18 protein-coding genes and 4 tRNA genes are annotated in these 23,472 nt (G+C 64.5%); 7 read left to right on the top strand and 15 right to left on the bottom strand.

Going from position 1 to position 23,472, the window contains the following annotated elements:
* Positions 1–29: 29 nt before the first annotated feature.
* A complete protein-coding gene (gene murJ / locus F8D48_RS04575; RefSeq protein ID WP_151430118.1) occupies positions 30–2,096 on the bottom strand; it encodes a murein biosynthesis integral membrane protein MurJ in 2,067 nt (688 codons plus the stop codon).
* Between the two features lie 66 nt (positions 2,097–2,162).
* Here murJ and F8D48_RS04570 point away from each other — a divergent pair, with 66 nt between their 5' ends.
* A complete protein-coding gene (locus F8D48_RS04570) occupies positions 2,163–3,167 on the top strand; it encodes an NAD(+)/NADH kinase (protein WP_151430117.1) in 1,005 nt (334 codons plus the stop codon).
* Positions 3,168–3,365: 198 nt separating this feature from the next.
* On the opposite strand, the gene rplA is transcribed toward F8D48_RS04570, so the two are convergent.
* The 10 genes from rplA to F8D48_RS04520 form a co-directional block, all read right to left on the bottom strand.
* The gene (gene rplA, locus F8D48_RS04565; protein ID WP_135970658.1) at positions 3,366–4,076 is read right to left on the bottom strand and encodes a 50S ribosomal protein L1; all 711 of its coding nucleotides are present in this window, start codon (positions 4,074–4,076) and stop codon (positions 3,366–3,368) included.
* 95 nt (positions 4,077–4,171) lie between these two features.
* Positions 4,172–4,669 carry a 50S ribosomal protein L11 gene (gene rplK / locus F8D48_RS04560; protein ID WP_135970659.1) on the bottom strand — a complete coding sequence of 166 codons (498 nt, stop codon included), beginning with the start codon at positions 4,667–4,669 and terminating at the stop codon, positions 4,172–4,174.
* A 115-nt stretch (positions 4,670–4,784) separates the two neighbouring features.
* The gene (gene nusG / locus F8D48_RS04555) at positions 4,785–5,315 is read right to left on the bottom strand and encodes a transcription termination/antitermination protein NusG (RefSeq protein ID WP_135970660.1); all 531 of its coding nucleotides are present in this window, start codon (positions 5,313–5,315) and stop codon (positions 4,785–4,787) included.
* Between the two features lie 12 nt (positions 5,316–5,327).
* The gene (gene secE / locus F8D48_RS04550) at positions 5,328–5,732 is read right to left on the bottom strand and encodes a preprotein translocase subunit SecE (RefSeq protein WP_135970661.1); all 405 of its coding nucleotides are present in this window, start codon (positions 5,730–5,732) and stop codon (positions 5,328–5,330) included.
* A gap of 72 nt (positions 5,733–5,804) precedes the next feature.
* A tRNA-Trp gene (locus F8D48_RS04545) sits at positions 5,805–5,881 on the bottom strand.
* 24 nt (positions 5,882–5,905) lie between these two features.
* Positions 5,906–6,055 carry a 50S ribosomal protein L33 gene (rpmG, locus tag F8D48_RS04540; RefSeq protein WP_016309183.1) on the bottom strand — a complete coding sequence of 50 codons (150 nt, stop codon included), beginning with the start codon at positions 6,053–6,055 and terminating at the stop codon, positions 5,906–5,908.
* A gap of 123 nt (positions 6,056–6,178) precedes the next feature.
* The gene (gene tuf, locus F8D48_RS04535; RefSeq protein WP_028027409.1) at positions 6,179–7,381 is read right to left on the bottom strand and encodes an elongation factor Tu; all 1,203 of its coding nucleotides are present in this window, start codon (positions 7,379–7,381) and stop codon (positions 6,179–6,181) included.
* A gap of 76 nt (positions 7,382–7,457) precedes the next feature.
* A tRNA-Met gene (locus F8D48_RS04530) sits at positions 7,458–7,534 on the bottom strand.
* 3 nt (positions 7,535–7,537) lie between these two features.
* Positions 7,538–7,613: transfer RNA gene (locus tag F8D48_RS04525), tRNA-Thr, on the bottom strand.
* Between the two features lie 4 nt (positions 7,614–7,617).
* Positions 7,618–7,702: transfer RNA gene (locus F8D48_RS04520), tRNA-Tyr, on the bottom strand.
* A gap of 341 nt (positions 7,703–8,043) precedes the next feature.
* Between F8D48_RS04520 and F8D48_RS04515 the strand changes: the two genes are divergently transcribed.
* Entirely contained in the window at positions 8,044–9,204 is a 1,161-nt protein-coding gene (locus F8D48_RS04515) for a coiled-coil domain-containing protein (protein ID WP_135970662.1), read from the top strand.
* Between the two features lie 219 nt (positions 9,205–9,423).
* Here F8D48_RS04515 and F8D48_RS04510 read toward each other — a convergent pair whose 3' ends face one another.
* The gene (locus F8D48_RS04510) at positions 9,424–11,019 is read right to left on the bottom strand and encodes a response regulator transcription factor (RefSeq protein ID WP_151430116.1); all 1,596 of its coding nucleotides are present in this window, start codon (positions 11,017–11,019) and stop codon (positions 9,424–9,426) included.
* Positions 11,020–11,279: 260 nt separating this feature from the next.
* On the opposite strand from F8D48_RS04510, the gene F8D48_RS04505 reads away from it, so the two are divergent.
* Entirely contained in the window at positions 11,280–13,238 is a 1,959-nt protein-coding gene (locus F8D48_RS04505) for an FAD-binding protein (RefSeq protein WP_170272724.1), read from the top strand.
* A 185-nt stretch (positions 13,239–13,423) separates the two neighbouring features.
* On the opposite strand, the gene F8D48_RS04500 is transcribed toward F8D48_RS04505, so the two are convergent.
* Positions 13,424–14,617, bottom strand: coding sequence for an FprA family A-type flavoprotein (locus F8D48_RS04500; protein WP_135970665.1), 1,194 nt, complete (start codon positions 14,615–14,617; stop codon positions 13,424–13,426).
* Between the two features lie 156 nt (positions 14,618–14,773).
* The gene (gene putP, locus F8D48_RS04495) at positions 14,774–16,336 is read right to left on the bottom strand and encodes a sodium/proline symporter PutP (protein WP_135970666.1); all 1,563 of its coding nucleotides are present in this window, start codon (positions 16,334–16,336) and stop codon (positions 14,774–14,776) included.
* A gap of 297 nt (positions 16,337–16,633) precedes the next feature.
* Between putP and F8D48_RS04490 the strand changes: the two genes are divergently transcribed.
* The 4 genes from F8D48_RS04490 (at position 16,634) to asnB (ending at position 22,337) form a co-directional block, all read left to right on the top strand.
* The gene (locus F8D48_RS04490) at positions 16,634–17,923 is read left to right on the top strand and encodes an aspartate aminotransferase type Ic (protein ID WP_151430114.1); all 1,290 of its coding nucleotides are present in this window, start codon (positions 16,634–16,636) and stop codon (positions 17,921–17,923) included.
* Between the two features lie 284 nt (positions 17,924–18,207).
* Positions 18,208–19,641 (top strand): carboxylate--amine ligase, encoded by a 1,434-nt coding sequence (locus F8D48_RS04485; protein WP_170272723.1) that lies wholly within the window; start codon positions 18,208–18,210, stop codon positions 19,639–19,641.
* Positions 19,638–20,369, top strand: a complete 732-nt coding sequence (cuyB, locus tag F8D48_RS04480; protein WP_170272722.1) for a cysteate racemase — start codon at positions 19,638–19,640, stop codon at positions 20,367–20,369. The genes F8D48_RS04485 and cuyB overlap by 4 nt, the downstream gene beginning before the upstream one ends.
* Before the next feature lie 93 nt (positions 20,370–20,462).
* A complete protein-coding gene (asnB, locus tag F8D48_RS04475; protein WP_151430111.1) occupies positions 20,463–22,337 on the top strand; it encodes an asparagine synthase (glutamine-hydrolyzing) in 1,875 nt (624 codons plus the stop codon).
* A 165-nt stretch (positions 22,338–22,502) separates the two neighbouring features.
* Here the strand turns inward: asnB and F8D48_RS04470 are convergent, their stop codons facing one another.
* Positions 22,503–23,462 (bottom strand): slipin family protein, encoded by a 960-nt coding sequence (locus F8D48_RS04470; protein WP_135970820.1) that lies wholly within the window; start codon positions 23,460–23,462, stop codon positions 22,503–22,505.
* Between the last annotated feature and the right edge of the window lie 10 nt (positions 23,463–23,472).

Genomic DNA, 23,472 nt, shown 5'->3' with positions numbered 1-23,472 from the left:
CAGGTTTCGGGCCATCGCGCCCCTCGTTCCTAGCGCCGCAGCCTCCGGGCGACCTTGCGCACGGCACCGGCAATGAACGAGGCCTCGGGCCAGTTCCAGTGCACCGCCGGCCCGTAGGTCACGGCCAGGGCCGCCACACCGCCGACAACGATATAGGCGAAGGCCTGGCCCACGCTGCCGCTCAGCGGGCCGAAGCCCAACGACAGCCCCACGAGCACCCCGTAGCCCACGGCCGCCCCGGCCCCACCAAGGGCCACGGCCAGCAGCAGCGAGCGCACCACACCCCCCAGGCCCATGGGGCCATAGTGCCAGCGCAGGTAGATGAAGGCCACCACGTCGCCGATCACGTAGGAAACGATGGTCGATGCGGCGATGGCCTCCAGAGTGACGGCAAAGCCGGCCTGATAGGCCGCCGCCGCGCCCATGGTCACGGCCACCTGGGCCGCCACGGCGATGAAGTTGATGACCGAGAACACGCCCATGCGCCGGATGGAGCTGAATATCTTGTTCAGGTAGGCGTTCACCCCGTAGAACGGCAGGGCCACGGCCATAACCGCCAGGTAGCGGGCAATCTGGGCGATAGCGTCCTCAGTGAAGGCGCCGATATGGTACAGGGTCACGAGCGGCGTAGCAAACACCATGAGGTACAACGCCATGGGGACCATGAGGAACAGAATCTGCCTCGTGCCGTCGATGATGCCCGCCACCACCCCCCGCACGTTCCCATCGGCCTGCATCTCCGAAAGCTCCGTGAACAGGGTGGTGGTCACGGGCACCGCCAGAAACGAGTACGGGAACGTGAACCACAGCCGCGCGTAGGCGATGACCGACGGCCCATTGTCGGCGAACACGTAGGAGGCGGCGTTTTGGGCCGACACCGTGGCAAAGGAGCACACGGTCACGAAGATGGCCGGCGCTCCCAGACGCAGCGTGTCCACCAGGGCAGGATCGCGCAGATCGATGCGCGGCCGCAAGCGGATGCCCACCTTCTTGAGAGCGGGAATCTGGAAGGCCATCTGTACGAACACGCCGAGGGGGTTGCCGATGGCGATGGCGAAGTAGGCCAGGTTCTGATCATGGCTCGCAAGCACCGCGTACAAGATGAACGACGCGATGACGATAACGTTGTTAAACACCGGTGCGAAGGAGGACCAGAAGTACTCCCGGTTCGCGTTCAGCAGGCCCGACACGATGGAAGATGCCCCGTAGAACACCACTTGCACAGCGAAGAACTGGAAGAAGAAGGTGGCGAGCGCCATCTCATCCTGGTTCGAGTAGAAGCTCTGGGTGTAGATGACCTGGCCGGCGAAGACGACACAGAGCACCGATACTATCGCGAGCAGAACCACCACAATGGTGAGCAGGTTCGAGGCATACTCGTTGCCCCGCTCCCGGCCGAGCTGCTTTTTCACCGACAGGTACACCGGCAGGAACGCCGTGATGAGCATGCCGCCCATAACCAGCTCGTAGAGCATGTTGGGCAGGTTGTTGGCCACCTGGTAGGAGCTGGACACGAAGGTGGATCCCAGGGCGAAGGCCATGGCCCAGGTGCGGGCGAAGCCGGTGATGCGCGAGGCGATGACGCAGATGGAGATAAGGGCCGCACTGGCTCCCACCGACTCGGCGCGGGCATCGGCATCGGGGACGGCGGTCTCGGCCGCCAGGGCGCCAGGAGCGGCCGCCTCCTCGACGGCCAGCACCTCCTGCTGGCGGATGGCCTGCTCCATCACCGCCGAGGGAATGGTGCGATCGAGCCCGGCATGGGCCCCCACCACGGGAATGAGCCCCGTGGCCCCCGGATCGGTCGGCGGGTTCACAAGCGTCTTGTCGGAGCCGCGATGACGTCCGCGGGCCGGCAGCTCACGGGCCTCTTTCAGCCAACGGGGATTATTGGTGTCGGGCAGGGGCGCCGCGGGGGCAGCGCCCGCCCCGGGCTCGCCATCCCGAACGACGGCTCTCCCCTCCCTCGGCGCGGGCCGCGCCGCACGCTTCGCGCCGCCATCATGGCGCACCCGCGCTCTGGGCGCAGGGGCCTCAGTGGGAGCAGGGGCCGAGCGGGGCTTGATGTGTCGTGCTCGTTGGAGCTTATCTGGCATGAACGCGCCTTAGGGAACCATCGGGTATAATCGACAATCATAGCAAAGTTGGGAAAGTGAAGCCCTATGCAGATACTCGTTGTGCGCAATAACTCCAATCCGCAGGCTGTGGATGCCTCGCTGCTGCTGACCGCCTATCTGGGCGAGCAGGGCGTGCGGGCCCTCGTGGCCGACTCCGCTTCCCTCGGCAACGACCAGGGTCGAGCCGCTATCCGCGCCCAGCTGCCCGAGAGCCTCGATATGGCCATCGTACTCGGCGGCGACGGCACGGTGCTCCACACAGTGCACCTCCTGAACGACCGCCAGGTGCCCATCCTGCCCGTGAACTTCGGCCGCCTGGGCTTCCTCGCCAACGCCGAAGACGGCGGACTCGTGCCCCTCGTGGCCGAGGCCCTGGCCGGAGAACTGGTGGCCGAGCGCCGCAGCCTCCTGGCCGCGCGCGTCGTCTGCGAGGGCGAGGCAGATCCCTACGGCGACGGCGACGACAGTCCCTCCGCGCCGCAGGAAATCAGCGAGGAGGCCTATGCGGCCTCCATCGATCCCGATGCGGTGTCCATCGGCGGCACCATGATGCCGCCAGATAAATTCGGCGTGAACCTGCGCGGCATGGCCGGCATCCGTCACTTCATCGCCCTGAACGAGGTGGCTATCACCCGGGGCGCCCTCGGGCGCATCATCGAGCTGTCCCTCGATATCTCCGGCACCCACGTCGCCCGCATGCGCGGGGACGGCCTCGTCGTGTCAACGGCCACGGGCTCTACCGCCTACGCCCTCTCGGCTGGAGGCCCCCTCGTCTCGCCTCGCTTCACCGGCATGGTAGCCGTGCCCTTGGCCCCCCATACCCTTCATTCCCGGGCCATCGTCACCGATGCCAGCGACGTCATCGAGGTCACCTTCGATGACACCGAAGACTACCGCGACGCCACCCTGTTCGTCGACGGGGAGATCGTTCCCTTCGAGCGTTCCCTCGAGAAGCTCTACGTGCAGTGCGCCCCCTACCCCGTCACGCTCCTGCGCGCCGGCGGCGCCACCTTCTACGAGCGCGTCTCCCACGACTTCTTCGGCGAATAGGGCTCCCGCTTGGCGCGGCTCTCGACCTCGCAGACCTCGCTTTCGCAACTTTCCGACTCTGAGCGGGCACATAGCCTCACCCGGCCGATAAATCCGCACAGAAGCGATCATCCCGCCGGCCCTAAGGGCCGAAACGCAAAAGAACCCCGCGACCGGAACAGTCGCGGGGTTCCCTTTACTGATAGAGAAGCGTGTCAGCTACTCGGCAGCCTGGGTGTAGGCGCGGGTCACGGAGGAGTCCACGGCAACGCCCGGGGTCATAGTGCCCGAGACGGTGACGGACTTCACGTACTTGCCCTTGGCCGCGGCCGGCTTCATGCGCAGGATCTCGTCGTAGACGGCGCCGTAGTTCTCAGCCAGCTGCTCGGCGGTGAAGGACACCTTGCCGAGGATGACGTGGGCGATGCCATAACGGTCGGCGCGGTATTCCACGCGGCCGCCCTTCAGCTCGTTGATGGCCTTCGCCACGTCGTTGGTGACGGTGCCGAGCTTCGGGTTCGGCATGAGGCCGCGGGGGCCGAGGATCTTGCCGAGACGGCCGACCTTGCCCATCTGATCCGGGGTAGCCACGGCGGCGTCGAAGTTGAACTCGCCGGCCTGGATCTGCTCCATGAGGATGTCGGTACCCACGATGTCGGCGCCAGCCTCCTCGGCGGCCTGGGCGGCAGCGCCCTCGGCGAACACGGCCACGCGCACGGTCTTGCCAGAGCCGTTGGGCAGGCTCACGGTGCCGCGCAGCTGCTGGTCGGCCTGACGGGTATCGATGCCCAGACGGAAATCGCCGGTCACGGTCTCGTCGAAGTTAGCCGTGGAAATCTCCTTCAGCAGCGCCATGGCCGCCAGCGGGGACACCGGCTCGGCCGGAATCTGCGCCTCAGCGGCAACGTACTTCTTGGACTTCTTGCTCATTGCAATTCCTTTCGTGGTAATGGCGGGCGCTTCCAGCCCTTCCACTGATTCAGCTTGCGCAGTCGCAAGCCCTGTGATTACTAAATACCTGGCAACTACTCAGCGGTCTTGCCCTGAAGCATGGCGGCAACCTTGCGGCTGGGCACGTACTTCTTCTTCATCTCGCGGCCCTCGATGCGCACGCCCATGGAACGGGCGGTGCCAGCCACGATCTCCATGGCGGCCTCGATGGTGTTGGCATTCAGGTCGGGCATCTTGATCTCGGCGATCTCGCGGAGCTGGTCCTCGGTGAGGGTGCCGGCCACCTGAATCTGCGGAATGGCGGCGCCGCTCTTGATGCCGAGCTTCTCCTTGATGAGCACGGCCGCCGGCGGGGTCTTGCACACGAAGGTGAAGGACTTGTCCTCGTAGACGGTGATCTCGACGGGGATGATGGTGCCGGCCTGGTCCTGCGTCTGGGCGTTGAACGCCTGGCAGAACTGCATGATGTTGACGCCCTGGGCGCCAAGGGCCGGACCAACCGGGGGGGCCGGGTTAGCGGCACCGGCGGGGATTTGCAGCTTTACAAATCCGGTGACTTTCTTGTCAGCCATCTGTGACTACCTTTCAGATGAATCGACTACTACTTCTCTATCACTAAAAACTCGAGGTTCGCGAGAAGCCCCGGTCCACGCGGGCACAGCCCCTCGAGTCAAAGTGCTCGCACAGTTAGATCTTGGCCACCTGGTCAAACGACAGCTCGACGGGGGTTTCGCGGCCGAAGATGGAGACCATGACCTTGACCTTGCCGGCCTCGGGCATAACCTCGGACACCGTGCCGTCGAACTCGGCAAGGGGGCCGTGGGTGACCTTCACCGACTGGCCGACCTCCAGGTTGGAGGAGGTCTTCTTCGGAGCCTCGCGGCTCGTGCGCTTCATGATCTTGTTGTATTCCTCGCGGGTGAGCGCCTGGGGGTTGCCCTGGCTGCCCACGAAGCCGGTGACGCCGGGGGTGTTGCGCACCGCAGCCCAGCTGCGGTCGTCGAGCTCCATGCGCACGAGCACGTAGCCCGGGAACACCTTCTTCTCGCTCTCGACGCGACGGCCGCCCTCTTTGATCTCGGTGACCATCTCGGTGGGAATCTCGATTCCGAAGACATTGTTCTCGAGGCCCATGACCTCGATACGCTGCTCCAGGTTGCTCTTCACCTTGTTCTCGTAACCGGAATAGGTGTGCAGCACATACCACTTCTTAGCCATTGGTTCTAGCTCCTATCCCAGAGAGATGCCAGAGATCAGCACGAGCAACGGCGTGATGATCGCGTTGTCGAGAATCGCCACGAAGATACCGAAGAACAGCAGGGCCACCACGACCACGCCGCTCCAGCGCAGGACGTCGGTGCGGGTCGGCCAGGTGACACGCTTCATCTCAGCCTTCACATCGCGAAGGAACTGGAAGCGCTTCTTCTTCGGCTTCTCCTCGGCCTTCTTTGCGGGCTTGCCGCTATCGGAGGACGCAGAGGCATCGGAGCTCTTCTTGAACAGCCCCTTCTTCTCGGGTGCCGCCTCCTCGGCCTTGGCCGGCTGGGGGTTAGCGGCTTCGAGTTCGCGCTCGACCTTGCGCTGCTGGCGGGCAGCGGAAGCCTTTGCCTTCTGTGTCTTTGATTTCTTAGCCATGAGGTTCCTTACGGAAATATCTTTTCTCTAATCGCCAAAAAAGCAGCCTCTAGGCTGCTCACGTAAACAAGCTGGCAGGCCAGGAGGGACTCGAACCCCCAACATGCGGTTTTGGAGACCGCCGCTCTACCAATTGGAGCTACTGGCCTATGCCTGTTTCAGAACCTAACCTCTTATCGGGTTTCCTTGTGCAGGGTGTGCTTGTTGCACCACTTGCAATACTTCTTGAACTCGATGCGGTCAGGATTGTTCTGCTTGTTCTTCTTGGTCGTGTAGTTACGGCGCTTGCACTCGGTGCAGGCCAGGGTGACCAGAGTACGCATGAATTCTCCTTTTACCTATAAAACCAAAATGCAGGATTGATGATACACATGAAGCGCTGGAAAGAAAGGGGCTGCTCGGCTGAGGAACAGCCCCTTTCGGTGAAGCGATGCGTAAGGACTAGCTTACTTGAAGATCTTGGTCACACGACCGGAGCCAACAGTGCGGCCACCCTCGCGGATAGCGAACTTGAGGCCCTCTTCCATGGCGATGGGGTGAATGAGCTCGCCCTTGATCGTCACGTTGTCGCCAGGCATAACCATCTCGGTGCCCTCGGGCAGGTGAGCCACGCCGGTCACGTCGGTGGTGCGGAAGTAGAACTGCGGACGATAGCCATCGAAGAACGGGGTGTGACGGCCGCCCTCTTCCTTGGTCAGGATGTAGACCTGGCCCTCGAACTCGGTGTGCGGGGTCACGCTACCGGGCTTGCAGAGAACCTGGCCGCGCACGATCTCCTCGCGCTTGATGCCGCGGAGCAGGCAGCCGATGTTGTCGCCAGCCTGAGCCTCGTCCAGCAGCTTGCGGAACATCTCGATGCCGGTGCAGACCGTGTTCTGGGTCTCGCGGATACCGACGATCTCCAGCGGGTCGTTCACGTGCAGAACGCCGCGCTCCACACGACCGGTGGCAACGGTGCCGCGGCCGGTGATGGTCATGGTGTCCTCGACAGCCATCAGGAACGGCTTGTCGACGTCGCGCTCGGGGGTGGGGATGTAGGAGTCCACAGCGTCCATGAGCTCCCAAACCTTCTCCTGCCACTCCTTGTCGCCCTCGAGGGCCTTCAGAGCGGAGCCACGGATGATCGGGGTGTCGTCGCCCGGGAACTCGTAGGAGTCGAGAAGCTCGCGCACTTCCATCTCGACGAGCTCGATGAGCTCCTCGTCGTCGACCATGTCGCACTTGTTCAGGAAAACCACGATGTAGGGCACGCCCACCTGACGGGCGAGCAGGATATGCTCGCGAGTCTGGGCCATGGGGCCGTCGGTGGCAGCGATGACCAGGATAGCGCCGTCCATCTGAGCAGCACCGGTGATCATGTTCTTCACGTAGTCGGCGTGACCGGGGCAGTCCACGTGAGCGTAGTGGCGGGTATCGGTCTCGTACTCGATGTGAGCAATGGAGATGGTGATGCCGCGCTCGCGCTCCTCGGGGGCCTTGTCGATCATGTCGAAGGCGGTGAAGTCGGCATTAGCGGTGCCGTGGGAGCCATCATTGTCAGACAGGGTCTTGGAGATGGCAGCGGTGAGCGTCGTCTTGCCATGGTCAACGTGACCGATGGTACCGATGTTAACATGCGGCTTGGAACGCTCGAACTTCTCCTTAGCCATGTTTCATCCTCCTTCAAGGGTGGTGGCGATTCGATTTCAACAAAATAAACGCGCCCGGAGGGCGCGGTAAATCTAATGGTAGCGGTGACTGGATTTGAACCAGTGACGCCACGGGTATGAACCGTGTGCTCTGACCAACTGAGCTACACCGCCAGGTGGAGCCTGCGACCGGACTTGAACCGGTGACCTCTTCGTTACCAACGAAGTGCTCTACCGACTGAGCTACGCAGGCGAAATGGTGGGCGCGCTAGGATTCGAACCTAGGTAGGCATAACCAACGGGTTTACAGCCCGTCCCCTTTAACCACTCGGGCACACGCCCATTTCGGCGCTGAATTCATGTGTACTTTTCAAGCTGCCGCCCGTTTGCATCCGTCGCCGGAACAAGCGAGCGAACGGAATAATACGCTACGGCAACGAACGTGTCAACCACTTACACGCCCCCGGGCGTGTCTCCATCATTCCTCCCCAAAATCCCACGACGCGCCTTCGTCCCTACTATATATAAGCTTGAGGTGGCCATTGGGGCTCGCGAGGCTGCCTTCAGGAGGTTTCCTATTGTGAATCCCTTCTGGAAGGGACGTGAAGATGGCCGTGGCGTGCTATGATACACAAACTAGTTTGCACTGAACGCACCAGATGCTCCCCAGGAGGTCACACTATATGAGTGAGCATACACGCCCTTTTAGCAGACGTGCCTTTGTCGGCGGCGCCGCTGTCTTCGGCATTTCCCTATGCCTGCCGACGCTGACCCCCACTCCGGCTCTCGCCGTCACGGCCGCTGAGAAGCAGGCCGAGGCGAACGCTGCTCTTGAGAAACTCAACGCTATGCAGGAGAAGCTCGATCGGGCCTCCGATGCCTACTTCGACGCCTGCACCGAGCGCGATAACGCTCAGGCCCGCATGGACGAGGCCCAAGGCCGCATCGACACCGCTTCCTCCCGCATCAGCGAGCTGCAGGATCATCTGGGTAATCGCGCCCGGTCCATGTACCGCTCCGGTTCGTCCACGTTCCTCGATCTGCTGCTGGGCGCCACCACGTTCCAGGCCTTCGCCTCGAACTGGGATCTGCTCAACGACATGAACCAGAACGACGCGGACATGGTGGAGGAGACCAAGACGCTGCGAGCCGAGGTGGAGTCCGAGAAGGCCGTCTACACCGAGCAGCGCGATGTCGCCGACCAGAAGGCCAAGGAGGCCGAGGCCGTTCAGGCCGAGGCCGAGGTCCTGGTGGACCAGATGGCCGAGACCTACAACTCGCTGTCCGCCGAGGCCGCCGAGCTGCTGCGCCAGGAGGAGGAGGCCCGCGAGGCCGCCGCTCGCGCTGCCGCCCAGGCTGCCGAGGAAGAGGCCCGGCGCCAGGCCGAGGCCGAGGAGGCTGCCCGTCGCGAGCAGCAGAACTCCAACTCCGGCAACAACGGTGGGGGCGGCAGCGACGACGATGACAACGGCGGCGGTTCTGGTGGTGGAGGCGGTTCCAGCTCCAACAACAACCGCCCGCAGTCCGTCTCCGGCAACACCGTGGTGGATCGCGCCTACGGCGAGCTGGGCAAGCCCTACGCCTGGGGTGCCGTAGGCCCGAACTCCTACGATTGCTCCGGCCTCGTGAGCTACTGCCTCTCTGGCAGCCATACGCGCTTGGGCACTACGGGCACCTTCATGGGCTGGCCCCACGTGTCGAATCCCAAGCCCGGAGACATCTGCGTGAACAGCCACCATTGCGGTGTCTACATCGGCGATGGCCAGATGATCCACGCCCCCCGCTCCGGCGATGTGGTGAAGGTCTCCGGCGTTCACTCCGGTATGGTGTACGTGCGCTACTAGGCACGAGGAAAATGCATCGAAGCAAGAAAGGGCTCCCTGCGGGGAGCCCTTTCTTGTGCAGGAAATGCCCTCGGGAACAGACAGTCACCTCTCTCTCGACGCTACCCCTCCCCAGATAGATTCACGAACCCTCGGTAAGGAGCGTCCTGGCTGCCGTTAGTCGGCCAAGCGTCTGGCCGGTGCCCCCATGACTCGCCTCTATCCCGCAGGAAGCAGGCCCTACCCCAAGCTATCCTCGATCAGGGATAGCAGCTCCTGTTGGGTGTGAATGCCGAGCTTGCGATAGAGATTCTTGCGGTGGGTATTCACCGTGTTGCGGGAAATGAAGAGCGTCTTCTCGATATAACCCACATCGCGCCCGCGCGCCAGCAACATGAATATCTCGGTCTCCCGCTCAGTAAGACCGAAGGCGGCGGCCGCATCGCGGCAGCGGTCATCGAGGGACTCATGGGATAGCTTCAAGAGCCGCGGTGAAAGCAAGAGCAGCACGCGCTCGGGCAAGAGGAACGCGTAAGCGGCCACGAGCACTACCACGGCAACGAACCCCACATAGGGCAGCAGATCAGCGTCTGCCTGGGCTGCCGCATACCATTGCATGAATTTAGCGGCGGCAAATCCGCACGGTAACGCGAGAAACTGAAGACCGAACACGCATCCGATAACACGGTACGGGGCCCGTTTCCTCATAAGCATCACCGCCCAGGCGAGCATCCACATGGTTGCAGTAATAAGCGCGTAGGCCACATAGACGACGGCGTAGGAAAAGAACAGGTGGTGATAGGACAAGGGCAGCGCCACTGATCCCACCACGGCAAAGGCGAACGCCGTGCGGTAGAATAGCTCCATGCGATAGGCCCGCCAGCGCTCCATGAGTCCCAGAATGATACCCATGACGAGAGCCGCCGCGCCCAGCACGCAGACGTAGACAAGCCAGAACAGCCCCTCGTCGAGCGGCTCGCTTGTCATCACCACGTTGCAGGTCCATACAAACTCAATCGTGAGGGCAAAGCAGAACAGCGCGGCAGACAAGCGCGGGACAACGCCGTCGCAGCATTCGGTCCCCTTGCCGCTAGGGGTGCAAGGGGCGATTCTCGGCAAACCCTCCTCGACGCCTCCGTCGTCGAAGCCGCGCAAGCACCCCCATGACAGGAAGGGCAATATGCCGGCCAGGGCAACTTTTACCTCGGGGCCGAAAAGAACCACGGGCACGAAGAGCGCCCATTGAAGGCATAGCGCCGCACAGAGCACAGCGAGGATGTCGCGCATATCGAAGGCGGCGATGACCGACCCCCAGGCCAAGGTGAAGTAGGCGACGAAGCACCCAGCGCCCGCCCCCAGGATCGTCGCCAAGAACCATATATGGGGACCGTTGGAGACGGCGATGGCGCTGAGCAACACGGCGGCTATCGCGCAAACCGCCCCCGCGCTGGCTGCGATAACGGGGAGTCGCCGACGAACACGGGAGACAGCAGCCCTCCCGCCCTGCGAGCCCGCACGCCTGAATGCGGCGACAACGAGCAACAGGGCGGCTGTGACGCAAGCACCCACGAGAAACGGATCGTGTACGACCCCGCCACCGTAGGCGACGCTGTCGCGCAGAAGCCCCTCGAAGCAAATGAGCAGATTAGTCCAGGAGACGAAAGCTGCGAAGCCGAAGAGCAGCCGGCCCTTAGCCCCGCAGAGAGAAACGGAGAGGAAGGGTTCCCGGGTCGATCGGGCATCCGGGGCACCGGCGATCCGTCCGCCGCCCTCCCGCCTTCCGCGCACCCCCGAATCGGAATCCCCTGCGGCACCGTTGTTCCTCTCCTCGGTCACAGCCCGCTCCTCCCTTGCAATTGCGCCCGCCTCATTCCATTAGCATTATAACGTTGGCACCTTCCCTGGCATCGAAAATGACCTGAAGCTCTTATCAGGTAAAACACCGAATTCACCTTCTCGTGGTGAGGCGATTTCCCATCATTTCACCATCCCATCGGTATGGATCGGAGGCTGAGAACGGGGCATAGTCACCGAAAGCCGTCCCAAGGGCGGCTGCCATGGATGCAACGAGAGAACCGAAGGAAAGGGGATGGGGTATGACGAACCATCGCAACGGCGACATCGCCGATGGCCGCGGGCGCATTCCGCTCAGCCGCCGCAACTTCCTAACCGGTGCCGGGGCCATTGCCCTGGGCGCCGCCAGCGCCGGCATGATCGCGGGATGCAGCCCCCAGGAGTCGGCTGCGGCCAGGGGCGCAGCCGACGATCCGGCCATGGCCGCCACGGGCGCAGCAGCGCCCACTGGCAACGAGGGCAAGACCATGGGCGAGGTGCTCGGCGCCGGATGGCTTGGCGAAGAGCCGGAGATAGCCGCCGACGCCATTGTCAGCGTAACCGACGCGGACATCATCGTCTGCGGCGCGGGCCATGCAGGCACCGCTGTGGCCCGACGCGCGAGTGAGCTGGGCAAGAAGGTGGTTGTCGTGGAAATGCAGCCGGAAGAGACCTTCAGTGCCCTGGGCAACGACATCGGCCACCTGAACTCCTCCTGGCAGCTCGACCGTGTAGGCATTCCGAAGTACAGCGTCGTCGACTTCATGAACGAGTACCAGATGTACGCTGCCGGCCGCACCCAGCCCACGCTGCTCTCCCAGTTCGCGAACCGCTCCGGCGAGGCCCTTGACTGGTTCATCGACGGCTATACCGAGCAGGAGAAAGACGAGCTCATTCCCCTCAATTGGCCCGTGGTTGATGGTTACAACTACAAGAAGAATGGCTTCACCTCCTACGTGGGCACCTGCCAGTTCGGGGGTTCCGTGGGCATGACCGATGCTGTCAAGCGCTCCCAGGAGAAGGCGAAGGCCGCCGGAGCTCAGTTCATCTACGGCCAGGCCGCCGTGCGCCTCGTGCACAACGAGGACGGCACCGAAGTAACGGGCGTTATCGCCCAGGATTCCGGCACGGGCGAATACCACCAGTACAACGGCGATGCCGTGGTGCTGGCCTGCGGCGACATCGGGAGCAACTCCGCCATGTACAACGCCATTTGCCGCGAGAACTACGAGCTGGGCGAGTACAAGGACTGCGCTGCCATGTCCGGTCGCGACGGCAGCGGCATTGCCATGGCCATGCGCATCGGCGCCAAGGTAGAAATCGCCACCGGCGGCGACATGGGCAGCCACGCTTTCATCCCCCTGTCCCCTATGGAGGGCATCGAGTGCCTGTGGCTGAACAAGTACGGCGAGCGCTACTGCAACGAGGCCTTCGGCGGCCCTCTCTTGTCCGGCTGCGCCGGTGCTCGCGAGCCGGGCGACCGCGCCTACCTTATCTGGGGCGCCGACTGGAAAGAGGTGTTCCTCAATCAGCTGGCGGGACATCTTGCCCCCAAGGAGTGGGACGAGGAGACCATCGCCAACGTGCAGGCCACCATGGAGGCCGCCGTGGACTCGGGCGCCGAGGGCGACGATACCTCGGGCAAATTCCTGTACTGCGCCGACACCCTGGAGGAGCTGTGCGACTTCATGGGCATGGAAGAGGGCGTGAAGGCCAACGCGCTCGCTGCCGTGGAGGCCTGGAACGCCGCCCATGACAAAGGCGAGGACACCGAGTTCGGCCGCGACCCCGAGACCATGTGGCCCATCAGCCAAGGCCCCTTCTACGGATACCCCTGCGGCAAGCGCGTGGGCGGCGGCTCGCTCGTGGCCACCTCCGGCCTGCTCGTCACCGGTCGCCAGCAGGTGCAGGGCCAGGGCTTCGAGCCCATCAAGGGCCTGTTCGCCTGTGGTAACACCTCGGGCGGCCGTTTCCCCATGGGCTACAACGGCATCATGAACGGCGTGTCCATCGGCATGTGCCTGTGCCTGGGCTACACTTTGGGCGAGTTTCTGGCCACCGAGGACTTCAATCGCTACTGCACCCTGGGTTCTGGAAACGCCGATATCAAGCAGTCCGACAAAGGCATGCAAGGACCTCCTCCGGGCGAAGGCGGCGGAGCCGCTGGAGCCCCAGGCGGCGAGGGCGGGCCTGGCGCCAGCACGGGAGGAGCGCCAGCTTAGGCAGTCCATTCCGATCTGCTCGGGAGCCGGCATCCCCTCCCCTCCCCGCTCGCTGGCTCCCCGAGTTTTACGGCACCGCAAGAGCCTACCTGAAAGGAACTCCCCACACCGGGAGTTCCTTTTTTTACCCGCCGCACGGCTGCCGCTCCCGCCCAAGCTCGCAGAAAGAGCCGATCCCTATTTTCTTACTGCACCTTGTCGTGGAACAGGGAGACGAAGTCGACCACGGCGTCATGGAGGTGGTTCAAGCCCTCCCCGTCTTCCACCCATTGATGGGTGAAGGGGGCCTCGGGCAGAGTGAACTTGCAGCTTTCCAGCTGCTGGTACACCTCATTGGGACCCATAGGCGCCCAACCGTAGCTGCCGAAGGGCAGGCCCACCCGGCCCGCAGGCGCAAGGCCCCGCATGTAGCAGAGAAAGGCCGACACCGTGGGCATCATGGTCTTGTTCAGGGTGGGTGAGCCCACGGCGATGTAGCGGGCAATCAGCACCTCGGCCATGATGTCGGAGATGTGGTTCACCTTCAGATCGAGCAAGCGCGCCGGGATGCCCATCTCCACAAAGGCCTCGGTGATCTCCACGGCCATGGCCTCGGTGCTGTGCCACATGGAGTCGTACACCACGAGCGCATACTCGTCGGGCTCGCCGCTGCTCCACTTCCGGTACATGGCCAAGATCTCGGGCACGTGGCTGCGCCAGATGATGCCGTGGGCCGGCGCGATCATGTCGAAGGTGAGGGAGGCGAGGGCCTTCAGGGCCGCCTCCACGTTCTTCCCATAGGGCATCACGATGTTCGCATAGTACTTCTGGGCCTGAACGAGCACCTCGGGCAGGCCCACCTCGTCGTCGAAGCGCTTCGAGGAGGCGTAGTGCTGGCCGAAGGAGTCGTTGGAGAAGAGGATCTGGTCGTACTCGTCGTAGGTGACCATGGAATCGGGCCAGTGCACCATAGGCGTCTGCACGAAGGTGAGGGTGCGCTTGCCGATGTTCAGCGTGTCGCCGGTCTTCACGCCCAGGAGGTTCAATCCCTCGCCATAATGGGCGGTGAGCCCCGCCACGCCCTTGGGGGCGCCGGTGACGATGGTGGCGTTCGGCGCGATGGCCGCCATCTCGGGCAGGCCGCCGGAGTGGTCCATCTCCACGTGGTTCGACACGATGTAGTCTATCTTGGCCGGATCCACGATGGTGCCGATGCGCTCGATGAGCTCGCCCACGAAGGGGCGCTTGCAGGTGTCGATGAGGGTGATCTTCTCATCGAGGATGAGGTAGGCATTGTAGGTGCTGCCGCGCTCGGTGGTATAGCCGTGGAAGTTGCGCTCGTTCCAATCCACACCGCCCACCCAGAACACATCCGGCTTGATCTCAACGGCTTTCAGCATGAGCTCCCCTTTGTTCGTCGGTTACCGGCCTATGGTAGCCCAGATACCGCCCGCTGTCCTGCCGCGCGGTCGCTTGTTGGGGAACTGTTTGGAGAGAACGGCGCGAAAAAGGAGCCGCCCGGAGGCGGCTCGATAACGCGCGGTGCGGATACGCTGCTACACATCCAGCTCCATGTAGGTGTCGAAGTCGTCGGTGACCTCCTTGCTGGGCTCGGGCGTGAGCTTGGAGACCACGATGATCACCAGCAGCGCCAGCACGAAGCCGGGCAAAAGCTCGTAGACGGCGAACCACCCGCCCAGAGGCGCGATGAAGTTGTTCCAGATGATGACCGTGGCGGCACCGGTGAGCATGCCGGCGATGGCGCCGGGCAGCGTGGTGCGGCGCCAATACAGCGAACACAACATGAGCGGGCCGAACGAGGCGCCGAAGCCGGCCCAGGCGTAGGACACGATGTTGAAGATGGAGGAGTTCTGATCCATGGCCAAGAAGCACCCGAGCACGAGGATGCAGGTGAGCGTCACGCGGGCCACGATCATGACCTGGCGGTCGGTGGCGTCGCGCTTGATAAGGCCCTTGAAGATGTTCGTGGCCACCGCGCTGCCCGAGATGAGCAGATAGGAGGACGACGAGCTCATGGCCGCCGCGAAGATGCCCGAGACCACCAGGCCGCAGAAGAACGACGGCAAGAGGATCTGGGCCAGCACGATGAACACGCTCTCGGCCGCCGCCTGGGTGGCGAAGGCGTCGGGCAGATACGCGCGGCCGATAAGGCCGATGCACACGGCGGCGCTCATGGACACCACGAGCCAGATCATGGCGATGAGGCGGGACTTCTTGATCTCGTCGGAGTGGCGGATGGACATGAAGCGGATGAGCACCTGGGGCATACCGAAGTAGCCGAGGCCCCAGGCCAGGCCGCTTACGATGGTGATGATGCCGTAGGTGTTGGCGTCGCCGAACTGCGGCAGCCCGTCGATCATGACCTGGGCGCCCCCCTCGTCGAGCACGGGGGTGGCGATCTGGGTAGCCGACAGGAAGCCGGGGATGGACTGGAGGAACGCCACAGTGTTCTCCACACCGCCGGCCGCCGTGACGCTGCCGACGAAGATGGTCACGAGCGCGCAGAACATGAGGGTGCCCTGCACGAGATCGGTGGTGCACACCGAGAGATACCCGCCCATGAAGGTGTACAGAAACACGATGATGGCGCCGATGACCATCATGGCCGCGTAATCCCAGCCGAACAGCGTGGCGAACAGCTTGCCCACGGTCACGAAGCACGAGGCCGTGTAGATGGTGAAGAACAAAAGGATGATGACCGCGGCGATGGTCATGAGGATGTGCTTCTTGTCGTGGAAGCGGTTGCTGAAGAAGTCGGGCACCGTGATGGCGTTACCGGCTTTCTCGGAGTACTTGCGCAGGCGCTTGGCCACGAACTTCCAGTTCAGGTACGTGCCGATAACCAGGCCGATGGCCGTCCACATGGCATCGGACGCACCGGTGAAGTAGGCCACGCCGGGCAGGCCCATGAGCAGCCACCCCGACATGTCCGAGGCCTCGGCCGACAGGGCCGTGAGCCACGGGCCCAGCCCGCGCCCGCCGAGGAAGTACTCCTCACTCGACGAGTTGGAGCGCCGCGCGTAGACGAAGCCGATGACGACCACGACGACGAAGTAGATGAGCATGGCGAAAACTACCCAGAAGTCGCTTTCGATCATATTTCCCCCTTCTGCGAGAACCTTTTCAACACGCTTGGGACTCCCCGGGGGTCGGTTTCGGCAGGGGGCGCCGCGCTCGGGCAGTCCTCGCTTCGGGGAACCGCCCCCTGGACTGTTCTCGTCGCTGCGGAATCTGCGCGCGGACCCCCTGCCGAAACCGACACCGTATAGCCAGCCATTCTTGCGAAGTGCCATATTCCGTGCCGATAACCTTACCGTTGGGATTATACTTTACCGCGATGGAGTGAAGGCCATCATCTTATGCAGACGAGCAGTTTTACGGCGAAAGGACGGAAGATGCCGCGCTACGCAGCCATGACGAAGACGGAATTGGAGACCGAGCTCGCGGCCGTGCGGGCCCGCTACGACGAGATGGTCGCCCGGGGGCTTTCCCTGAACATGGCCCGCGGCAAGCCGTCGGCGGCGCAGCTGGAGCTGTCGCTACCCCTGTTGGACGCTCTGGACGCAACCGCCGACCTTACCGCCGAGGACGGCACCGACTGCCGCAACTACGGAGTGCTCGACGGCATCCCCGAGGCGAAGCGGCTCATGGCGACGCTGCTGGACGATGAGCCCGAAAATGTCATCGTGCTGGGCAACGCCAGCCTCACGGCCATGTACGACGCCATGGTGCGATACATGCTGTTCGGCACCCAGGGAAACGGGCCCTGGAGCCGGCTGCCCCGAGTGAGGTGGCTGTGCCCCGTGCCGGGCTACGACCGCCACTTCGCCATCTGCGAGGCTCTGGGCATCGAGATGATTCCCGTGCCCATGGACGAGCACGGCCCGGACATGGACGAGGTGGAGCGCCTCGTGGCCGCCGATGCAGCCGTGAAGGGCATCTGGTGCGTGCCGAAGTACTCGAACCCCACGGGCGTCACCTACTCCGATGACGTGGTGCGCCGCCTGGCGGCCATGGACGCCGCCGCGCCTGACTTCCGCATCTTCTGGGACAACGCCTACGCCGTGCACCACTTCTCCGCCGATGCGGCCGAGCAGGATACCGTGCTCGACATCGCCACGGCCTGCCGCGAGGCGGGCAACCCCGACCGCTACCTGAAGTTCGGTTCCACTTCCAAGATCACCTTCCCCGGGGCCGGCGTGGCGGCCGTGGCGGCGAGTCCCGCCAACGTAGCGGAGATCAAGCGCCACATGAGCGCCCAGGCCATCGGCCACGACAAGCTGAACCAGCTGCGCCATGCCCGGTTCCTGGACGAGGGCGCGGGCCTTGCCGCCCACATGGCGCGCCACGGCGAGCTCATGGCGCCGAAGTTCGACCTGGTGTGCCGCCGTCTGGACGAGGAGCTGGGCGAGGCCGGCATTGCCACGTGGACGAACCCCCGGGGCGGTTACTTCGTGAGCTTCGAGGGGCCCGAGGGCACCGCCCGCCGCATCGTGGCCCTGGCGAAGGAGGCCGGCGTGACCATGACCGGCGCGGGCGCCACCTGGCCCTACGGCGACGACCCGGCCGATTCCAACATCCGCATCGCGCCGTCGCTGCCGCCCCTCGAGGAGCTGGACGCCGCCATGGACGTGTTCTGCTGTTGCGTGAAGCTAGCCGCGCTGGAGCGGCTGGTCGCAGCGTAGGCTACCCCTTCGGGTCGGGGCGCCCGGTATTCCGATTCGCTCAGACAGTCCTCGCTTTGCGGGAGTGCCCACCGGGCACTCCCGGTCGCTGCGGAACTCGCTCGGTCGAAACACCGGCCGCCCCGACCCTGCACGCGAGGAATTCGTCGACGACCGTTCCCTTCGTAAGGAAAAGTTTCGCCCTCCTTACGCTTTCTTCAGCATTTGCTATGGGATGCGTAATGAGGGCTTTTTCTATCATCTTTCCTGTACCGAAACCCTCGCCGATGCAGGAGATGAGACCTATGGAGAGAACCGACGCCCCGGACGTGCTACCCGTCATACTCGGGGGCGACATCGGTGCCTACAGCCTGGCGCGGGCTTTCCATGAGGCCTACGGCATCGTGTCCCTCGTGCTGTCCCAGGCCGACTGCCATATGTGCGGCGACTCCTCCATCCTCGTGAACCGGGTGGTACCGCATCTGGAGCGCCGCGAGGTGCTGCTGTCCACCCTGGCCGATGTGGCCGAGTGCTTCGACCACCGCCCCCTGCTGTTGCTCGGCTGCGGCGACTGGTACGTGCGCACCATCGTGGAGATGCGCGCCCAGCTCGAAGACGCCTTCATCATCCCCTACATCGGCGAGGATCTCCTAAACCGCCTCACCGACAAGGAGCGTTTCTACGCCCTGTGCGCCGAAGTCGGCGTGCCCACCCCGCGCACCGTTATCTTCGACGTAGGCGACCCCGATGCCGACCCCGCCGCGCTGAAGCTCCCCTTCCCCTTCCCCGTCGTGGCCAAGCCCGCCTCCTCGGCGGCCTACCACTATGCCGACTTTCCCGGCAAGGAGAAGGTGTTCTTCCCCCGCGACGGCGCCGAACTCGCCCGCGTGCTCGGCGCCGTGCAGAAAAGCCGCTACGACGGATCGTTTCTCATTCAGGAGACCATTCCCGGCGACGACACCCACATGCGCATCTTGACCACCTATTCCGATCAGACGGGAAAAGTGCGCTTCGCCGCCTTCGGCCAGACGCTTCTGGAAGACATGCGGCCCATGGGGGTGGGCAACCCGCTGGCCATTGTGAGCCGGGTGGACGAGACCGTCGTGGCCGAGGCGACGCGGCTTTTGGAGGCCGTGGGCTACACCGGCTTCGCGAACTTTGACATCAAGGTGGATCCGCGCGACGGCAGCCACGTGTTCTTCGAGATCAACACGCGGCTCGGCCGCAGCAACTACTATGTGACGGCCGCCGGCTACAACGTGGCCCGCTGGCTCGTGGACGACCTCGTGGAGGGCCGCGGGCTTCCGGCCGGGCTCACCGTAGCCCGCACCACCGACTCGCTGTACACCGTGGTGCCGAAGGCCATCCTAATGGACTACATCCGAGACGACGACCTTAGGCGCGAGGTGCGCGGCCTGTACGCCTTGGGCCGCGATGCCGACCCTTTGGACTATGAGGCCGAGCGCAGTCTGCGGCGACGACTCTACCCCCTCGTGTTCGCTGCCCGCCAATGGCGCACCTGTCGAGCGGCCTTGGCCGCCAAACGGGCCCGGGAAATGCGCGGGGAAGTCTCTTTCGGGTGCGGGGTAACCCCGCACCCGGCCCGTGCTGGGCACGGGCCTGCGCCTGATGGGAGCCCCGACTGCGGGCAGGAGGCCTCCGCGCCCTCCGCCGACGGCGCGCCTGCGTCCGCCGCATTCAAGGGGACCGATGACTGCTGGGCGGGAGCGATCCTGTGACCGCCCATTTGGTGGGCGTGCTCGGCGGCGTGGGCCCGGGGGCCACGGCCCACTTCCTGCGACGGCTCGTGGAGCGCACCGACGCCCGCTGCGACCAGGACCACGTGCGCACCCTCGCCTTCAACGACACGGCCATTCCCGATCGCACGGCATTCCTCACCGGCGCGAGCTCTCGCTCCCCGGTGGCGGCGCTCGTCGAGGACGGACAGTTGCTGGCCGCCTGCGGATGCGATCTTCTGGCACTGCCCTGCAACACGGCCCATTCGTTCTTCGACGAGGTGCAGAGCGCCCTTTCCGTTCCCCTCATCCACATGGTGCGCGAGACCATGGCAGCAACGGCCGCGATGGGTCTGCGCCGGGTAGGTGTGCTGGCCACAGCCGGCACCGTGCTTTCCGACGTATACGGCCGGGCGGGCGCCGAGGCGGGCGTGGCGGCCCACTACCCCGATCGCGCGGGACAGCGGGCCGTAAGCTCGATCATCTTCGACCAGGTGAAGGCGGGACTGCCCGTTGACCCGACCGCCCTGGACGGGCTGGCTGCCCCCTTTTGCGCCATGGGCTGCGACGGGGTGGTGCTCGGTTGCACCGAGCTATCGCTGGCCTTTAGAGGTCGCGGCGAGGCGGCGGGCCTGCCCGTGATAGACGCCCTGGACATATTGGCCGATCGCATCATCGAGCATGCTGGGCGCCCGTTGAAAAACTCCGAAATCTTGCCACTTCCAAACTAGTTATTTTATCTGCGGTTTCTTCTTATTTCACCAGGTCATTGGCTTGGCAAGTTTTCCGCGTTTTGCAACACGACCAGGTAGGAGGGACTGCCCATGTGCGGTTTCGTAGGATTCGCCGGCGAGGACGGCACGCTAGATCACGGGGCGACGGTCCGCGCGATGGCCGACTCCATCGCCCATCGCGGCCCCGACGATGCGGGCTACTTTACCGATGGGCGGGCGGCCCTCGGCTTCCGGCGCCTGGCCATCATCGACCTGGAGGGGGCTCGCCAGCCCCTGCGCAACGAGGACGATTCCCTCGTGCTCGTCTTCAACGGCGAGATCTACAACTACCGGGAACTGAGGTCGGCGCTCATCCGGGCCGGGCATCGCTTCTCCACGGACGGCGACGGGGAGGTGGTGCTCCACGGCTTCGAGCAGTGGGGGCCGGCGGTACTCGACCGGCTGCGAGGTATGTTCGCCCTCGCCCTGTACCGACCCGCCGACGGCGAGCTCTTCCTGGCCCGAGACGCCTTCGGCATCAAGCCCCTGTACTATGCGGAAATCGGCCGGCGCATCGTCTTTGGCTCCGAGATCAAGGGGCTGCTCCCCTACCCGCGTCTGGAGCGGAGCCTGAACGAGCGGCGACTGCCCCACTACTTGTGCATGGAATACCTACCCGACGAGGAGACCCTCTTCACTGGCGTGCGCAAGCTAGCGGCCGGCCACTGGCTGCGCTGGCGGGACGGCCGCGCCGAGTACCGCCGCTGGTTCGCCCCGTCCTTCGCCCCCGACGAGGGCTGCAGCCTCGATGAGAGCGCCGAGGCCATCGCCGAGGCCGTGCGCGGATCGGTGGCCGCCCATGCCGCGGCCGATGTGCCCGTGGGCTGCTTCCTCTCCGCCGGCGTGGATTCCAGTCTGGTAGCCCATGAGGCCAGCCGCCTCATGGATGCCCGCACGTTCTCCATCGGCTACGACGACGGGCGCTTCTCGGAACTGGAGCAGGCGGCCTCCTTCGCCCGAGCCATCGGCCTGGCCAACGAGGGGCGCACTCTTGGCGCCGAGGAGTTCTTCGCCTCGGTGCCCGCTGTGCAGTACGCCCTGGACGAGCCCTTGCCCAACCCCTCGGCCGTGCCGCTGTACCACCTGTGCGCCCATGCGGCCCAGTCGTTGAAGGTAGTGCTGTCAGGTGAAGGGGCCGACGAGCTGTTCGGCGGCTACCCGTACTACCAGGAGTGCCTCGCCTTCGAGCCCTACATGGCCGCGCCCGCATCCCTGCGTCGGGGCCTTGGGGCCGCAGCGGCCCGCCTGCCGGCCGGCGTTCGGGGGCGCCGCTTCCTCATGCGGGGCGCCCGCCCCCTCTCCGAGCGCTACATCCGCCTGGAGTACAATTTCCCCTGGACCGAGGCTCTGGGCCTGCTCACACCGGAGTTGGGCGCCCGGGGAGCGGCGGCGCCGGCCCCTTGGGAAGTCACGGCCCCGCTGTTCGCCGAGATGGGCGCCGCAGGACTCGATGAGGTCACCGCCATGCAGACCGCCGACATCCTCACCTGGATGCAGCAGGACATTCTCTTGAAGGCGGACAAGATGTCCATGGCCGCCTCGCTTGAGCTGCGCGTGCCCTTCCTCGATCGGGAGGTGTTCGCCGTAGCCCGCACGCTGCCCACGGCCCTGCGGGTGACCCGGGGCGAGACCAAGGTGGCCCTGCGGCGCGCCGCCACCCGCACCCTGCCGGCCGTCACGGCTGCCATGCCCAAAAAGGGTTTCCTCACGCCTCTGGCCCAGTGGCTGCGGGAGGACCCCTGGGCCGCCTCGGTGCGCGAGGTGCTGAACAGCGAGACGGCCCGGATGTTTTTCCGCGGCGACCGCCTGAACGCTCTTCTGGACGAGCACCAGCGCGGCATGCGGTCGAACATGAAGAAGATCTGGAGCGCCTACTGCTTCGTCATCTGGTACGACCAATACTTCAAAGGGCGGAAAAACACGTAAGGGAGCCCCAGATACCCTGGCCGAGCGCCGTTTGCCCCAAGGGCGCTTCCCCGCTTCGCCCGGGCGCCGACGTGCGACGGGAGCAGGACCACGCGCTCTGCCCCCAAAGCGATGACCATCCGAGCAAATGAAGGCGCCCCGCAGCCGCGCCCGGCTGCCATACCCCTACTTCCCCGATTTCAACCCGTCGATGGCCTTGTCCAGCGCCGCATCGGAGAAGCCCTCGGAATAAGCGCTCGGGATGACCACGGTGCCGCCGCTGCCCTTCACCGACTCGTAGAGCAGGTGCATGGTGCGCAAGCGCACGGCCAGCTCGTTCTCCTCGTACACGTTGGCCGCATCCACGAGCATGGCCGAGATGTCCTTCTCCACTTCGGCCAGCACCATGCGGGCGTTCTTCTCCCGCTCGGCCTGGGCCTCGGCCGACATGACCTCCTGCAGCTCGGCGGGAATGACGATGTCGCGGATTTCCACCGATAGCACCGTGATGCCCCACACGCTCGTGCGCTCCTCGATGACCTCCTGAAGCTCTTGGTCGAGCTGGTTGCGGCGGATGGCCACCTCCGACACGCTGGCCCGGCCGATGGCGTCGCGCAGGGCCGTCTGGGCCGCCAGCGACACGGAGTTGTAGTAGTTCTCCACCTCCAGGCACGCCTTCTTCGCGTCCCACACCATCCAGAACAGCACCGCATCCACGTTGATGGGCACCAAATCGCTCGTCAGCGTCTCCTCGGCGCCGAAGCCGGTGACCATGATGCGCTGGTCGGCCTTCAGGGCCGTCTGCTCGATGAAGGGGATGGTGAAGTAGAGCCCCGGTCCCTTCACGCGGGAGAACTTACCGAGGCGAAACACCACCACCTTCTCCCACTCCATGGCGATGTGCACCGCCATGGTAGCGGCCCAGGCCGCCGCCAGCGCACCAAAAAGCCACCAGACATCGAGCTTTCCCCCCAGTGCGAACCCGAGACCCAGCACGCAGGCGAACACCGTCACAGCGATGAAGACCGCGAAAACGAGCGGTCCGTTCTGAGATGTGCGACGATCGACGTTGGAATTGTATTTCTCGATGCCGGCAACGCGTCGGGCGCGACCCTCGCGCTCGGTCTTCTCAGTACGATTCAGCATGGGACTCTCC

Origin of the sequence: Adlercreutzia muris (assembly GCF_008831045.1) — a bacterium.
Taxonomy (GTDB): domain Bacteria; phylum Actinomycetota; class Coriobacteriia; order Coriobacteriales; family Eggerthellaceae; genus Adlercreutzia; species Adlercreutzia muris.
This window is presented reverse-complemented; position numbering and strand designations above follow the sequence as displayed.